The sequence below is a fragment of the Bradyrhizobium genosp. P genome, from assembly GCF_049949265.1.
In the GTDB taxonomy this organism is placed as follows: domain Bacteria; phylum Pseudomonadota; class Alphaproteobacteria; order Rhizobiales; family Xanthobacteraceae; genus Bradyrhizobium.
Genome location: NZ_CP188195.1, coordinates 6,868,624 through 6,884,726 on the forward strand (window position 1 = coordinate 6,868,624; position 16,103 = coordinate 6,884,726).

The following is a 16,103-nucleotide window of genomic DNA, read 5'->3' on the forward strand; positions in this document are numbered from 1 at the left end:
TGCGCTCGCCTCTCAAATCGGGTGGGACGGCAATTCACACACCGAGTTACGCTTCTGATAAATCGAAACATATTTAACGTGACGCCTTGCGCCGTCAGGCAAATCGGTGATTGACGCGTGAAGGAGGCACCGATGGAAGGGTTCCCTCCGCCTTGCGGGGGAGGGATAGGGAGAGGGGTACCACACGGCGTGCTCTCACAACATGCGTTTCGACACGATAAAAGATTGCGAGACTGATGCACCCATCGATCAGCTCGCCCGGGGCTACCCCTCTCCCCGCCCTCTCCCGCAAGGGGAGAGGGGGCCGTACCAGCGTGCTCGCCTCACGTACGATGAGAGAGCGAAGCGAACGCCGTCACTGCCTACCACGCATCGATGCATGGGCGCTTGCGCGTCGTCCGCGGCTCGGCCTTCGGCACCGAGCGCAGGCCCGCCATGATCCAGTGGCGAGTGTCGGCGGGATCGATCACTTCGTCGATCTCGAGCACGGAAGCGATCGAGACCGCCTTGCCGTTGGCATAGAGCTCGGCGACCTTGGTCTGGAAATACTTTTCGCGTTCGATCGGGTCCTCGATCGCCTCCATCTCCTTGCGGAAGCCGAGCCGGACATAGCCTTCCAGCCCCATGCCGCCGAATTCGCCGGTCGGCCATGCCACCGTGAAGAACGAGGCATGGAAACCGCCGCCGATCATCGATTGTGCGCCGAGGCCATAGCCCTTGCGCAGCACGATGCCGAACAGCGGCACGGTGAGGCTGGCGCCGGTGACGAACATCCGCGCGACGTGACGGACGATCGCAGTCTTCTCGGCTTCGGGACCGACCATGAAGCCTGGCGTATCGCACAGCGAGATCAGCGGAATGTCGAAGGCGTCGCAAAGCTGCATGAAACGCGCGGCCTTGTCGCCGGCCGGCGCATCGATCGCGCCGCCGAGATGTTTTGGATTGTTGGCGATCAGGCCGAACGGCTTGCCTTCGATGCGGATGAAGGCCGTGATCATGCCGGCACCGAAATCGCGGCGGATCTCCAGCACCGAGCCTTCATCCGCAAGCAGATCGATGACGGTGCGGATGTCATAGACCCGAAGGCGGTTTTCCGGGATCGCACGGCGCAACAGCCGCTGGTCCGGCGCTCGCCAGTCGGCGACCGCGCCCTGGAAGTAGGACAGATATTTTTGCGCCGTCGTCGTTGCCTCGGCTTCGTCCTCGACCAGAATATCGACAACGCCGTTCGGCGACTGGACCGACACCGGGCCGACCTCGGCCGGATGATAGACACCGAGCCCGCCGCCCTCGATCATCGCGGGACCGCCCATGCCGATCGACGCATTTTTCGTCGCGATAATGACGTCGCAGACGCCGAGCATCGCGGCGTTGCCGGCGAAGCAATAGCCGGAGACGATGCCGATCACCGGCACCAGGCCGGAGAGCTTTGCGAACTGCACAAAGGATGGGCCGTCGAGCCCGGTCATGCCGAGCCGGTCGGTGTCGCCGGGACGGCCGCCGCCGCCTTCGGCGTAGAACACCAGCGGCATGCGCCACTGCTCGGCGAGGCCCAGCATGCGATCGATCTTCTTGTGGTTCATATGGCCCTGCGTGCCCGCCAGCACGGTGTAGTCGTAGGAGATCACCATGCAGCGCGCGCCATCAGCGCCAAAGTCCTTGGCGTTGAGGGTGGCGACGCCGGCGATCAGGCCGTCGGCGGGCGTGTTCTTGATCAGGTCCTCGACCTTGCGGCGGCGGCGTTGCGCCGCGATCGCGAGCGAGCCGTATTCGACGAACGAGCCCTCATCGACCAGCTGCGCGACGTTCTCGCGCGCGGTGCGCTGGTTGGTCTTGCGGCGGCGCTCCACCGACGCCGGGCGGTTCTCGTCCAGCGTGATCGCCTTGCGCGCAACCAGCTCGGCAAGGTCAGGCCGGATGTGATCGAGATCGATCGCCGCCTCTTCCTCGGCATGGTGGCCGTCGACGTCGGCGGGTTCGAGGAACAGGATCGGCTCGCCATGCATCAGCGTCACGCCGGGGCCGCCCGCGATCCTGGTGACGCGGCCGCCATGCGGCGCGGCGACGAGATGCTCCATCTTCATCGATTCCAGCACCGCGATCTGCTGGCCGGGACGAACGAGATCGCCCTCCGCGACCTCGATCGCAACGATCGTGCCTTGCAGCGGCGCAGGCACCGGGACTGACCCTTCCGGCGCGACTTCAGCGACGACAGGCTTTGCGACCGCCGCTTCGCTCACCTCAACCAACGGCTCCGCGAGATCCTTGGCCGCGCCGACCAGCGCCGCGACATGGCTGTCGATGAAGCCGGTGCTGATGTGATTCCGGACGAACTCGCGATGCGCGAGCACGGCGCCGAGGAACGGGATGTTGGTGGCGACGCCGCCGATCCGGAATTCGCGCAAGGCACGCGCCGCCTTGTGCACCACGTCGGCCCATTTCGGGCTCGGCGAATGCACGATCACCTTGGCCAGCAGTGAGTCGAAGGCCGCGCTCGTCCTGTAGCCCGAATAGCCGAAGGTATCGACGCGGACGCCGGGGCCGGACGGCAGGTCGAAGACGGCAAGCGTGCCGCCGGTCGGCTTAGTCACGCCCTTGGCGTCCATCACCTCCATGTTGACGCGGAGCTGCATGGCATAACCGCGCGGCGATGGGACCGCGGCTTGCGCGAGACCGAGCGAGGCCAGTGTCGCACCGGCCGCGACCGCGAGCTGCGACCGCACCAGATCGACACCGAGCACCTCCTCGGTGACGGTGTGCTCGACCTGGAGCCGCGGATTGGCCTCGATGAAGGCGAAGGCGCCCTGCTCCGATGTCGCGTCGTCGTCGACCAGGAATTCGAAGGTGCCGAGACTGTCGTAGTGCGCGGCGGTCGCAAGCTGCTTCGCCGCCTCGATGATGCGCGCGCGCAAGCCATCGCTCAGCGACGGGCTCGGCGCCACCTCGATGAGCTTCTGGTTGCGGCGCTGGATCGTACATTCGCGCTCCCAGAGATGGCTGATCGCACCATGGCGGTCGCCGATGATCTGGACCTCGATGTGGCGAGCCTTGCGGATCAGCCGCTCGACATAGACGCCGTCGCTGCCGAACGCGGCCTTCGCCTCCGACTGGCAGCGCGCATAGGCCTCCTCGAGCTTGGCGGCATCGTCGACCACCCGCATGCCGCGTCCACCGCCGCCGGCGATCGCCTTGATCATGACCGCCGCGCCCGTGCCAAGCGAGGCGAAGAACGCCTTGGCCTCGTCGAGCGTCGTCGTGCCTGACGTGCCGGGAATGATCGGCACCCCGCATTTCGTCGCCAGCGCCTTCGCCTTGGCCTTGTCGCCGAACAGATCGAGCGCCTCCGGCGACGGGCCGACGAAGGTGATATTTTCTTGCATGCAACGCCGTGCAAGCGCCGCGTTCTCGCTGAGGAAGCCATAGCCGGGATGCAGCGCGTCACAGCCCGCGGCGTTGGCCGCAGCGACGACCGCCTCGATATCGAGATAGGCACGCGCGCCGCGGCCTGCGATCTCGCGGCTCTCGTCCGCTGAACGGACATGCAGCGAGGCTGCGTCGTCGGCGGGATAGATCGCAACCGTGGCAAGCCCGCTCTCGGCGGCGGCACGCGCAATGCGGATGGCGATTTCACCGCGGTTGGCGATCAGCAATTTCTTGAAGGACATGGGGCGGTTCCGTTGAACGTTCAGGCGACTGGACTCTTCACCTCGCCCCGCTTGCGGGGAGAGGTCGAAGCCGGAGCGAAGCGTAGGCTTCGGGTGAGGGGGACTCTCCACGGGCTCGCTTGCGGAGAGTCCCCCTCACCCGAAATTTGCGCTGCAAATTTCGACCTCTCCCCGCAAGCGGGGAGAGGTGACAACAACTCAACGATCCTTCATGGTCGGATCGAGCACGATACGCAGGGACTCTCCGAGCGCGTTGAACGCCAGGGAGACGACGAGGATGGCGAGGCCCGGCGCGTACATCTGCTCAGGCGCAATCTCCATGTATTGATAGGCGCGCGCCAGCATGGCGCCCCAGCTCGGGTTCGGCGGCTGGATGCCGAGGCCGAGAAACGAGAGACTGGCTTCGGCGAGCAGCGCCGCGGCGAGCAGCAGCGTCACCTGCACGATGACCGGCTGCAGCGTGTTCGGCAGCACGTGGCGCCACAGGATATGCCAGGTCGGCGCGCCGAAGCCGCGGGACGCATCGACATAAAGCTCCTGCCGGACGATCAGCGTGCGAGCGCGAACGATCCGCGCCAGCGCCGGGAACATCGTGATGCCGACCGCAATCATGCCGTTGGTGAGCCCGATGCCGAGCGCGCCGGTGACGGCGATCGCCAGCACGATCGCGGGAAACGACAGGAAGGTATCGATGATGCGGCTGATGATGTCGTCGGTCCAGCCGGCGAAATAGCCGGCGATAAGCCCGACCGGCAGCCCGATCGCAACCGCGACGCTGACCGCAAGCAGGCTGGCATAGACGGTCGCCGGCGCGCCATAGATCAGGCGCGAGAAGATGTCGCGGCCGAGGTCGTCGGTGCCGAGCAGATGCAATGGCCCCGGTGGCGCCAGCATGTTGTTGACGTCCTGCGCGGTCGGCGCATAGGGCGCGATCCAGGGTGCGCCGATCGCGACGATCACGAGCACCAGCAGCACGAGGATCGAGAGCGCGGCGCGGAGATCGCCGGCAAGCCAGCGCAGCAAACGCCACAGCAGGGTCGGCCGCGCGGGGGTCTTGAGCGGGGCAAGCGCTGTGTCCGTCATTGCTCGATCCTCGGATCGATGGCGGCACAGAGCAAATCGGTAACCAAATTCACCACGATGACCACCACCACCATGGTGAAGACGACGCCCTGCACGATCGGAAAATCGCGCTGGATCGCGCCGCGCACGATCAGGCTGCCGAGACCGGGAATGGCGAACACGGCCTCGATCACGACGGTTGCCGCCAGCATGCGGTTCACCAAGAGGCTGATGATCGTGAGCAGGTTGACGCCGACATTCTTCAGCCCGTGCTGCCAGAGGATGCGCGACATCGAGAGGCCCTTGGCATGCAGCGTGCGGACATATTGCGACGACAATACCTCGAGCAGCGAGCCGCGGAGCTGGCGCGCGACCTCGGCCATGCCGTAGGCGGCGATTGCAATTCCCGGCAACAGTGCGTGCCGGATGGCCTCGATCGGCGACGCGATGAAGGACGTCGCGCCGGTGGCCGGCAACCAGTTCAGCTTCAGCGAGACTTCAGCGACCAGGATCATCGCGAGCCAGAAGCCGGGAATCGCGACGCCAAGCGAGGCGATGAGGCTGACGAGCTTGTCGATCCAGCCGTTTGGCTTGATCGCCGCGATCACCCCCATCGGAATGCCGGTGACGAGGGCCAGCGCCAGTGCGATGACGACGATGAGAAGCGTGTTCGGGAACGCCCGCCCGATCGAGGTCGCGACGTTCTCGCCGGTCAGCAGCGATTGCGAGAGGTCGCCTTGGGCGACCTTGCCGAGCCAGGCGCCGTATTGCACCAGGAACGGACGATCGAGGCCGTAGATCTTTCTGATCTCGGCAATGCGGGTGTCGGTGGCATTGTCGCCCGCCAAGGTCACCGCGATGTCGCCGGGCACCAGCTTGAGCAGCGCGAACACCATGAAGGTCGCGAGCAGGATCACCGGCAGCGCCTGTAACAGGCGGCTGCCGATGACCCGGACCGGTGACCGTCGCGCCATCGTTAGCTCCTTGTTTTCAGCATGATCGTTTCGGAAAACCGCTGCACACTTTTCCGGATCATGCTCAGCTCTCCAGCCAGACGTCGTCGTATTTCGGCTTGCCCAAGAGGTTCGGCCTGTAGCCCTGCACCTTCTTGTTCATCGCGACCAGCTCGAACTGGAACGCCAGCGGCGCGACGAAGCCGTTCTCCATCACCAGCCGCTGCACGGTGGCAAAAGCCTTGCGTCTGACATCGATATCCTCCGATGCCCGCGATTCCCTGATCGCGGCTTCCAGTTCCGGCGGCACCGGCGCGCGGCCGCCATTGTAATAGGCGTCCTTGGTGAACATTAGCGAATAGGTCAGGCTCGGGTCCGGCCGCCCGGTCCACGCCGCGAGGATGCCGGAGCCGCGTTTTTCGGAGCCGAAGAACGCAGCGGAGGCTTCCGCGATCGGCGCGTTGGCGAAGCGCACATTCATGCCGGCCTTGCGGAATTGCTCGATCAGGATTTCCTGGCGCTGCACCGAATCCTGATCGGAATAGCCGACGAGATCGATCTGCGTGCCTTCCTTGAAGCCGGCTTCGGCGAGCAGCTTGCGCGCCTTGTCGGGATCGTAGGGATAAAGCTTTGCGACCCCGGCGTCATAGGCCCAATGCGCCTTCGGCAGGTTCATGTAGGCGGGCTCAGCGAGGCCGGCGAGCGCGGCCTTGACGAAGGACTCGCGATCGATTGCGAAGTTGAAGGCCTGCCGGACCTTGAGGTTGTCGAACGGCGGCTTGCCCCAGTTCAGGAAAATCTGGAAGACATAGAGCGTCGGGCCGTGCACCACCTTGACGCTGCTGACGCGGTCCATGATCATCTTCTGCCGCGGCGGAAGCTGGTAGATCAGGTCGTTCTGGCCCGCGGTGACCGAGCGGGCGCCGGTGGTGAGTTCCGGGATGATCGAGAGCTCGATGCCGTCAGGATAGGGCCGGTTCGGCTTCCAGTATTTGTCGTTGCGCTTGACCACGATCTTCTCGCCGTCGGCCCAGCTCACGAAGCTGTAGGCGCCGGCGCCGACCGGCTTGCGCGTGACCGTGCCGCCTTCGGCCGCCTTCAGCGCTGATGGCGACACCATCATGCCGGCGCGATCGGAGAGAATGCCGGGCAAGGCAGTATCGGGTGTGCTCAGCTTCAGCGTGACCTGCAGCGGGCCGCTCACCTCAACGGCGGCCACCGAGGCGAGGTCGGCCTTGATGTTGGACTTCGGATCGCTCTTGTTGCGCTCGAGGTTGAACTTGACGGCCTCGGCATCGAGCGGCGTGCCGTCGTGGAAGGTGACACTGGGGCGGATGTTCAGCACGAGCGTGTTGGGATCGGTGAACTTCCAGCTTTCGGCCAGCCCCGGCTTCGGCTTCAGCGTCTCGAACTCCCATTCGGTCAGCGTGTCGTACATCGTGAACAGGAACGCGTGGTCGGAGCCAGCGCCGCCGGTGGCAGGATCAAGGCTCGACGGATTCGCCGGCGCGGAGATGCGTAAGGTACCGCCCTTCTTCGGCGTGCCTTGCGCGAATACAGGGACGCCGAGTGTTGTGCTGGCCAGCGCGCCGGAGATCAGCGCCATGGCCTCGCGTCGCGTCGTCGTTGTCATGACATTACTCCAGTGCTCGCGATCGGGATAAAGTTGGATTGCATCAGTCCAGCGGCAGGCTGGCTGTACCTCCCCCGCAAGCGCAGGGGAATCGCATGTGCGTGCCTGCAAGTAGTTGCCAAATCGGAAGAAAAGGATTCTGAGGATAGCTCCTGATCTTGAGGGAGCAGCCGATGCAGAGATTTGCGGAATGCTTTTCGGAGTTGCCCGACCCGCGGGCCGACAACGCGCTGCATGACCTGACCGAGATATTGTTCCTCGCGCTGATGGCGACGCTGTGCGGGGCGACGAGTTGCACCGACATGGCGCTGTTTGCCCGGATGAAGGCCTATCTTTGGCAGGATGTGCTGGAGCTTAAGAACGGTCTGCCGAGCCACGACACATTCAGTCGGGTGTTCCGGATGCTTGACCCGAAGGCGTTTGAGGTCGCGTTTCGGCGCTTCATGAAGGCCTTTGCGCAAGGCGCGAAGATCAAGCGGCCACGCGGGGTGATCGCGCTCGACGGCAAAGCGTTGCGGCGCGGCTACGAACGCGGCAAGAGCCACATGCCGCCGGTGATGGTGACCGCCTGGGCGGCGCAGACGCGCATGGCGCTCGCCAATGTGCTGGCGCCGAACAACAACGAAGCCGATGGCGCCCTGCAGTTGCTTGCGCTTCTGCAGCTCAAGGGCTGCGTGGTCACAGCCGACGCCCTGCATTGCCACCGCGCGATGGCCAAGGCGATCGTGGAACGGGGCGGCGACTACGTGCTGGCGGTGAAGGCGAACCAGCCTACTCTGTTGGAGGATGCCAAAGCCGCAATCCGCGCCGCCAAACGCAAGGGCAAGACCTCGCTCACCACCAAAGACGCTGAACATGGACGCAACGAAAAGCGTGTTGCTCTCGTTGCACCGGCTCCCGACATGGCCAGGAAGCACGACTTTCCAGGCCTCAAAGCTGTTGCCCGCATCACCAGCAAGCGGGGCCAGGACGACACGGTCGAGCGCTACTTCCTGATGAGCCGCCCCTATAGCCGCAAAGAGGTCCTGCGCATCGTCCGCGCTCATTGGGGCATCGAAAATAGCCTTCACTGGCCGCTCGACGTCACCCTCGACGAGGATCTTGCTCGCAATCGCAAAGACAACGGACCGGCCAATCTGGCCGTGCTTCGCCGCCTGGCCCTCAACGTCGCCCAGGCTCACCCAGACACCACAGTCTCCCTGCGCGGCAAGCTCAAACGCGCCGGATGGAACGATGCCTTCCTTTTTGAACTCCTCGGCCACATGCGATAGCCCTGCCCGCAAGCGGGGGAGGGAGCGCAGCTCCTTCGCGGGTGCTATTCGATCTGATCTCATCGTGCTCTCAGTTCGGCGAAAAGTTCGGGCGGTCGGCGAAATGGCATGCCACCCAGTGATCGGGTTTCAGTTCGCGCCAGTCCGGCGCCCGCTCCGCGCAGAGCGGCAGCGCGTGCGGGCAGCGGGTGTGGAAACGGCAGCCCGACGGTGGATCGATCGGGCTCGGGACCTCGCCCTGCAGCACGATCCGCTCGACCTGCCGCATCGATGACGGCAATGGCCGCGGCTCGGCCGAGAGCAGCGCCTGCGTATAGGGATGCAGCGGCCGCTCGGACACCTCCTCGGTCGGGCCGAGTTCGACGAACTGCCCGAGATACATCACTGCAACGCGCTCGCTGATATGCGAGACCACGGCGAGATCGTGGGTGATGAAGACGTAGGTCAGGCCGAGATCGCGCTGCAGGTCCGCGAACAGATTGAGCACGTCGCCACGGATCGACATGTCGAGCGCGGCCACCACCTCGTCGCAGACGATCAGTTTCGGCTTCAACGTCAGTGCTCGCGCAATCACGACGCGCTGCTTCTGGCCGCCGGAGAGCTGATGCGGATAGCGTTCGCCGAACTCCTGCGGCAGGCCGACGCGCTCCAGCGCCTGCCTCGCCTGCCGCTCGCGCTCGGCGCGGGTACCGACGCGGGCCAGCTCCAGCGGCTCCAGCACCGAGGACAGAATGGTCATGCGCGGGTTCAGTGCGGCATTCGGATCCTGGAAGATGATCTGGTAGTCGCGCCGGTGACTCTGAAACTCTCCGCGCGGCAGCGCCAACGGATCGATACCGTCATGCAGGATGGCGCCGGCGCTGGGCTTCAGCAAAAATACCAGCGCGCGGCCGATCGTGGTCTTGCCCGAGCCGGATTCCCCGATGATGCCGAACGTCTCGCCGCGGCGAACGTCGAAATTGACGCCGTCGACGGCCTTCACGGTGGCGCGACGGTCCGTGGTCTGGAAGCGCACCTGAAGGTCGCGCACCGAGACGATGGGGTCAATGGCGCGTGCGGTCATTGTCGCGCCACCATCGCTGCGGGCGACGGATCAGGCGGATGCAGCGCGCCCGGCAGATTGAGCTCGGCAAAACGCCAGCAGCGCACCTTGCGGCCGCCGCCGGCATCCTGTAACGCCTGCTCGGCCTCGCAGCCATCCGCGGCATGCGCGCATCGGGCGCGAAAGCGGCAGCCGTTCGGCATGTCCGATATCGACGGCACCCGGCCGGGGATCGACGGCAGCCGGCCGTGGCGCGGGCTCAAATGCGGCAGCGAGCGCAACAGGCCCGATGTGTAGGGATGCAGCGGCCGCACCAGCGCCTCGTCGACCGCGGCGTCCTCGATCACCTCGCCGGCATACATCGTGATCATGCGCGTGCAGGTCTCGGCGACGACGCCGAGGTCATGGGTGATCAGCATCAGCGCGGTGTGCGAGGTTTCGCTGATGTCGCGCAACAGTTCGAGGATTTGCGCCTGCACGGTGACGTCGAGTGCGGTGGTCGGCTCGTCCGCGATCAGGAGCTGCGGTCCGCAGATCAGCGCCGCTGCGATCATCACGCGCTGGCGCATGCCGCCGGAAAGCTGGTGCGGATAGTCGTCGATGCGGCGCTCGGGCGAGGCGATGCCGACGCGACGCAGCATCTCCAGCGTCTTCGCCCGCGCTTCCTCATAGCCGATCCTGGTATGGACCCGCAGCGTCTCCGCGATCTGGTGGCCAACGGTGAACACCGGATCGAGCGCGCTCATCGGCTCCTGGAAGATCATCGCGATGCGCTTGCCCCGGATGGCGCGCATCCGCCGTGTGCTGCACGAGGCGAGATCGATCCCGTCGAACAGGATATTGCCGTCAAGCCCGGCAGAATTGCCCGGCAACAGCCGCAGGATCGACAGCCCGGTAATGGTCTTGCCGCAGCCGCTCTCGCCGACGATGCCGACCCGCTCGCCAGGCGCGATATCGAAGTCGATTTTGCGCGTCGCCTGCCAGAGGCCCTGCGCAGTCTTGAAGCGGATGCCGAGCCCGCGCACCTGCAACAGCGGCCGCGCGCCCTCACGCGCAACGTCCGATACGCGCTCTGCCGGCTGGTTTGCCTGCATCAACCCGCCGCCCGCTTCTTCTCTTTCACCAGTTGCTCCTCCATCAGCATCTCGGTGCCGATGATGCCCTCGCGCGCGAGCTCCTCAAGCTCGATATCGGAAAGGCCCAGCATGCCTCCAAGGATCTCGCGATTATGCTCGCCAAGCGTTGGCGGAACGGACCGGATCGCAAACGGCTCCGTGCCTTCGCGAAACGGCATCGACGGCTGCGGATGTTTTCCGATGAAGGCGCGATCGATTTCCTGGATGAAGCCGCGGGCGTGGAGCTGTGGATCCCTCAGCAGATCAATCGGCAGCCGCGCGACGCCGGACGCGACACCGGAGGCCTGCAGGGCAGCCATCGCGGCTTCCGGATCGCGCGTCGAGGTCCAGGCCGTGATCGCGCTCTCGATCTCGGCCTCGATCGCGCGGCGGCCGGCAGCGCAATTGAATTTTTCGTCGCTGGCCCAGTCCGCGCGGCCGATCAGCCGTGCAAGCTTCGGCCACATCGCGTCATCGGACACTGCGACGACGATCCAGTTGTCCTCGCCTTGGCAGCGGAAGCAGCCATGCGGGACGAAATCCGGATGGCGGTTGCCGTATTTGACCGGCTCCTTGCCATCGATCGAATGCGCGACGATCCAAGGTGCTGCGAACGGCATCATGCATTCGATCTGGGCGAGATCGATGAACTGCCCCTGCCCGGTGAGTTTGGCGTGGATCAGCGCGGTCAGCACCGCGGCGCAGCCGTTGAGGCCGCCGACCGCATCGCCAAACGCGGTGTGGCTCATCACAGGCGGCCCCCCGGCATCGCCGATCACGCTCGGCAGGCCCGAGCCCTGCTCCAAGGTCGAGCCATAGGCACGGCAGTCGCGATTGCTGCTGCCGGCGCCGAACGCCGACATCGACATCATCACGAGTTTTGGATTGATCCTGCTCAGCACGTCATAGCCGAGGCCGAGCTTCGGCAGCACCTCGACCGAATAATTATCGACGACGAGGTCAGCATCCGCGAGCAGGCGTTTGGCCAGCTCAAGCCCCTTCGGCCGGGTCAGATCGAGCGTGATGCCGCGCTTGTTACGGTTCATGATGCAGTAGCGCACCGACTTCTCGTACATCTGCTCCAGCACATAGGCCGGCCGGCGGTCGACGCCGCGCCACCAGTCCGGATACTGGATCGCCTCGATCTTGATAACGTCGGCGCCGAGATCGGCGAGCGTGCGGGTGCAGATCGGCCCGGCCCAGCCCATCGAGAAATCGATCACGCGGATGCCTTCGAGCGGCAGCCGATTGGCCGCCGCTGGTTTTGGCACGGGCGCGTGCGGGGCGGCGTCACGTGGCGCCTGCTGCTCGCCGATGCCAGGCACCCTGCCGCCCCGCAGCGGCGGCGTTCCCATCAGCCGCTGCATCGTACCAGCGGTGAAGCCGGTCTCATCGCCAACGGCGATCGGCACGATGGCACCGCGGGCGCATTTTTCTTCATCGGCGATGAGATCCGGGATCTCGGGCACTGGCACGATCGGAATCTTGCGCCGCAGACCCTCTGCGAACCATTCCTGCGCAGTGCGCTGCTTCAGCCTTGGCAGGATCTTGGCTTCGATCATTCCGACATGTTGGAGGCGGTCGACGCCCATGACCAGCGCCGGATCGTCGCGCAGATCGGTGAGCCCGAGCATCTCACAAAATGCGCGCCACTGCGCCGGCGTCACCGTGGTAACGCCGAGCCAGCCCTGCTTGGTCTCGTAGATGCCGACCGGAAAGGTCGGCCAGAAGCGGTTGACGCCGATCCGGCGCATGATGTCGCCGCGCTGGAACGCCTCGAACATGATGTATTCGGTGACGGCGATGCTCGCCTCGAAGATGCTCAGATGGCTGGCGCGCCCGCGTCCGTCCTGCATGCGGCCTATCACTGAGGAGCTTGCTGGGATGAACCCCCAGAGACCGCCGAGGATTCCGGTCTGGAAATCCGGCGCGTGCATCGGCGGACCATCCTCCGGACCTACCAGCTTCACGAGCCCGGTCAACGCACGGATCGTGGAATCGGTCGCTGCAAAATGGGCGTAAGGACCGCGATCGCCGAACCAGCTCACGTCGAGATGGATCAGGCCGGGATTGACCTGCTTGATCACATCGAGATCGATCGCGGGACAATCCGCCGCGTCGAGACCGCGGCCGTCGAGCAAGATGTCGCAAGCCACGATCAAGTCGCGCAGGCGGGATGCCGCGTCCGGATCGTTTCGATCAAGCGCGACGCTCGACTTGTTGAAATTGAGAAACGCGAACCACGCGCTCTGCCCGCTCAGTGTCAACGGCGCGGTGCGGCGCAGCGGGTCGCCCTGCGGCGGTTCAATTTTCTGCACGTCGGCGCCAAAATCGGCGAACAGCCGCGCGCAATAGCTCGTCGCAGCGGCACTTCCGATTTCGACAATCCGCAGATGCGACAACGCGCCCATCACGCTTCCTCACGAATAATCAGCGACGAACGATCACTGATTCAGTTTTCTTGTTGTCTGAACTTGAAGCCGCGCAGGCGCGTCGATGCAAGTGGAATTTTGTTCCGCTTGACGGAATTCATGACAGAACGGCTGCAATTGCTGCAGAATCGCTGGACGCAGTGCTGCATGCGCGAAGCGGATATCGATGCTCCGAAATCCGGTCGCACAGTCTGTTCAAGCTGCGGTACAACAGGTGCAGTCGCGGCTGTCGACAAGAAAAATGCGAAGGCAGGAAACATGACCAAAGCCACCATTGTCAAAAGCGTCGAAACCCTGGCCTGCGATGCCGGTTGGCGGAATTATCACTTCGTCAAGGTGACGACCGCCGATGGGCTGGTCGGCTGGAGCGAATTCGACGAGGGCTTTGGCGCACCGGGCGTGACCGCGGCGATCGAGCGGTTGTCGGCGCGGGTGGTCGACAAGAACGCGTTCCAGCATGAGCGGATCTACGCCGAACTGTTTGCCGCCACGCGTCCGGCCGCCGGCGGCGTCGTGGCGCTGGCACTCGGCGCAATCGAGAACGCGCTGCTCGACGTCAAGGCCAAGGCGCTCGGCGTGCCCTGCTACGATTTACTCGGCGGCAAGATCCGCGACCGCGTCAGGGTCTATTGGTCGCATTGCGCGACCTGGCGGATCAATCATCCCGACTGGTACAAGCCGGCCATCACCGACCTCGACGGCGTCAAGGCGATCGGCCGTGAGGTGCGGGAGAAGAAGTTCTCGGCGATGAAGACCAACATCTTCGTCTACACCGACGGCAAGCCGCAGGGCTGGCGACCCGGCTTTGGCTCTCCGTTTGAGCCGGAAATCAATGTCGACCGCAACGTGCTGCGCAATCTCTGCATGCACCTGGAGGCGATCCGCGATGGCGCCGGGCCGGATGTCGATCTGCTGCTCGACCTCAATTTCAACGCCAAGACCGAGGGCTATCTGAAGATCCTGCGCGCCATCGCTGACATGGACATGTTCTGGGTCGAGATCGACAGCTTCAACCCGCAGGCGCTGGGCTATATCCGCCGCCAGAGCCCGCACCCGATCTCATCCTGCGAAACACTCTTGGGCCTGCGCGAATTCCTGCCCTATTTCACCGAACAGGCGATGGACGTTGCGATCATCGACACGCCCTGGAACGGTGTGTGGCAGTCGATGAAGATCGCCGCCGCCGCCGAGCATTTCGAGGTCAACGTCGCGCCGCATAATTTCTACGGCCACCTCTGCACCATGATGAACGCGCATTTCTGCGCGGCGGTGCCGAACTTGCGGATCATGGAGACCGACATCGATCGCCTGGCGTGGGACCACGAACTGTTCACGCATCTGCCCGACTATGTCGACGGCCACCTCGTGATCCCCGATCGCCCCGGCTGGGGCACCGAGCCGAACGAAGAAGCCTTGCGCGCGCATCCGCCGAAGAACAAGGGCGGGCTGTTGAATTATGGGCTGAAGAAGTAGTTCCCTGTCGTCCCGGCGAAGGCCGGGACCCATTACCACCGAATTGAGCGAGTGAGAAAAGCCGACGCCGCTTGTGCCTCTTCCTGTGGCCGCGGCGTATGGGTCCCGGCCTTCGCCGGGACGACGGGACTAATTATCTTCCCTGACCGACGTGAACGCGGTGTCGACCACGTCGCCGATCGGCTGCCAGGTGGTGCCGTCGAACTGCACCAGCCGCATCTGCTTGATCGGGCGGAAATCCTTGGGTCCGGTGTTGATGGCGATCCCCGGCAGCGCGGTCGGGGTCTGGTAGTTCTTCAGCGACTCCGCCTGCCGCATGATGTTCTCGCGTGAGACGTCATCGCCGCACTGGCGCAACACTTGCACCAGCGTGTCCGCTGCGGCGTAACCGAACACGGCGTAGAGATCATCCTTGTCACCGTCAGGGAAATATTTGTCCATGAAGGCGAGCCACGCCTTGATGTGCGGATCCTCCTTCCAGGACGAATCGCCGGCGTCCTTCAGGAACGACGTCGAGATCACACCGAGCGAATTCTGCAAGCCGGCCGGGCGCAGCGCGCTGGCGATCGAGGCCGACGCATTGTCGAGGATGAATACCGGGTGCCAGTCGAGTTCGGCAGCGCTGCGGATCGCGCGCGCGGCAATCGCGGGTGCGCCGTCGAACACCAGGATCTCGGCGCCTGAGTCCTTCAGGATTCCGAGTTGGTTCTCGATCCTGGTCTCGGATGCATCGAAGGCGAGATCGGCGACGATCATGCCCGCGGTGTCGCCGAGCCCCTCCTGCAATCCCCGGAACAGATCGCGGCCGAACTCGTCGTTCTGCCAGAGCACGGCGATCTTGCGGTCGGGATAGGCCGCCTGGATGTAATTGGCATAGATCCGCCCCTCGGCGCGGAAGGTCGGCTGCCAGCCCATGGTCCAGGGATAGGCCGTCGGATGCGCCCACTCCTCGTTGCCCGAGGCGACGAAAAGCTGCGGAACTTTTTTCTCGTTGAGATAGGTCCGTACCGCCAGATTGTCCGGTGTGCCGAACGAACCGAACATCATGAGCACGTTCTGCTTCTCGACGAGATCACGGGTTTGTTCGAGCGCGGTCATCGGATTGGAACTGTCATCGACCGAGAAGAACCTGATCTTGTGGCCGTTGATGCCACCATGATCATTGATCATGTCGAAATAGGCCGCCTCTGCCCTTCCGATGGAGGCGAATGCCGCGAGCGGGCCGGTGTAGGGCATGATGTTGCCGATGCGGATCTCGCTGTCGGCGGCAGCCACCGGCGCCTGCTGCGCGCGCGACGGCGTGCCGGCAAGCAACGCGGTCAGGACAAGGAATATCGCAAGAGTTATCGAAAGTGCGGTTTGTGTTCTTGTTTGCATCAACATCGCCATAAACGCCGGCAACGACGCCGACGCTCCCTCCCGAGCGCCCCGACCTTATCGTCCTATGCAACGCCCTG

At 64.5% G+C, this 16,103-nt stretch carries 10 protein-coding genes; 2 read left to right on the forward strand and 8 right to left on the reverse strand.

Going from position 1 to position 16,103, the window contains the following annotated elements; all coding sequences use genetic code 11:
- Positions 1-362 precede the first annotated feature (362 nt).
- From ACP2YO_RS32890 to ACP2YO_RS32905, 4 genes are all read right to left on the reverse strand, one after another.
- Entirely contained in the window at positions 363-3,665 is a 3,303-nt protein-coding gene (locus tag ACP2YO_RS32890) for a carboxyl transferase domain-containing protein (protein WP_426435291.1), read from the reverse strand.
- Between the two features lie 198 nt (positions 3,666-3,863).
- Complete coding sequence (locus tag ACP2YO_RS32895) at positions 3,864-4,748, reverse strand: ABC transporter permease (protein WP_426435292.1); 885 nt, start codon at positions 4,746-4,748, stop codon at positions 3,864-3,866.
- Positions 4,745-5,701 carry an ABC transporter permease gene (locus ACP2YO_RS32900; RefSeq protein WP_426435293.1) on the reverse strand — a complete coding sequence of 319 codons (957 nt, stop codon included), beginning with the start codon at positions 5,699-5,701 and terminating at the stop codon, positions 4,745-4,747. Before ACP2YO_RS32900 ends, ACP2YO_RS32895 begins: the two co-directional genes overlap by 4 nt.
- 64 nt (positions 5,702-5,765) lie before the next feature.
- A complete protein-coding gene (locus ACP2YO_RS32905) occupies positions 5,766-7,313 on the reverse strand; it encodes an ABC transporter substrate-binding protein (protein WP_426435294.1) in 1,548 nt (515 codons plus the stop codon).
- A 173-nt stretch (positions 7,314-7,486) separates the two neighbouring features.
- Between ACP2YO_RS32905 and ACP2YO_RS32910 the strand changes: the two genes are divergently transcribed.
- Complete coding sequence (locus tag ACP2YO_RS32910) at positions 7,487-8,584, forward strand: ISAs1 family transposase (RefSeq protein WP_426435191.1); 1,098 nt, start codon at positions 7,487-7,489, stop codon at positions 8,582-8,584.
- 70 nt (positions 8,585-8,654) lie between these two features.
- On the opposite strand, the gene ACP2YO_RS32915 is transcribed toward ACP2YO_RS32910, so the two are convergent.
- The 3 genes from ACP2YO_RS32915 to ACP2YO_RS32925 are packed head-to-tail and all read right to left on the reverse strand — an operon-like array spanning position 8,655 to position 13,152.
- A complete protein-coding gene (locus ACP2YO_RS32915; protein ID WP_426435295.1) occupies positions 8,655-9,647 on the reverse strand; it encodes an ABC transporter ATP-binding protein in 993 nt (330 codons plus the stop codon).
- Complete coding sequence (locus ACP2YO_RS32920) at positions 9,644-10,720, reverse strand: ABC transporter ATP-binding protein (RefSeq protein WP_426435296.1); 1,077 nt, start codon at positions 10,718-10,720, stop codon at positions 9,644-9,646. Before ACP2YO_RS32920 ends, ACP2YO_RS32915 begins: the two co-directional genes overlap by 4 nt.
- On the reverse strand, positions 10,720-13,152 hold the full coding sequence (locus ACP2YO_RS32925; protein ID WP_426435297.1) for a CaiB/BaiF CoA transferase family protein: 2,433 nt from the start codon (positions 13,150-13,152) through the stop codon (positions 10,720-10,722). The genes ACP2YO_RS32920 and ACP2YO_RS32925 overlap by 1 nt, the downstream gene beginning before the upstream one ends.
- A 279-nt stretch (positions 13,153-13,431) precedes the next feature.
- Between ACP2YO_RS32925 and ACP2YO_RS32930 the strand changes: the two genes are divergently transcribed.
- A complete protein-coding gene (locus tag ACP2YO_RS32930; protein WP_426435298.1) occupies positions 13,432-14,646 on the forward strand; it encodes a mandelate racemase/muconate lactonizing enzyme family protein in 1,215 nt (404 codons plus the stop codon).
- A 129-nt stretch (positions 14,647-14,775) separates the two neighbouring features.
- Here ACP2YO_RS32930 and ACP2YO_RS32935 read toward each other — a convergent pair whose 3' ends face one another.
- Complete coding sequence (locus ACP2YO_RS32935) at positions 14,776-16,023, reverse strand: ABC transporter substrate-binding protein (RefSeq protein ID WP_426435299.1); 1,248 nt, start codon at positions 16,021-16,023, stop codon at positions 14,776-14,778.
- Between the last annotated feature and the right edge of the window lie 80 nt (positions 16,024-16,103).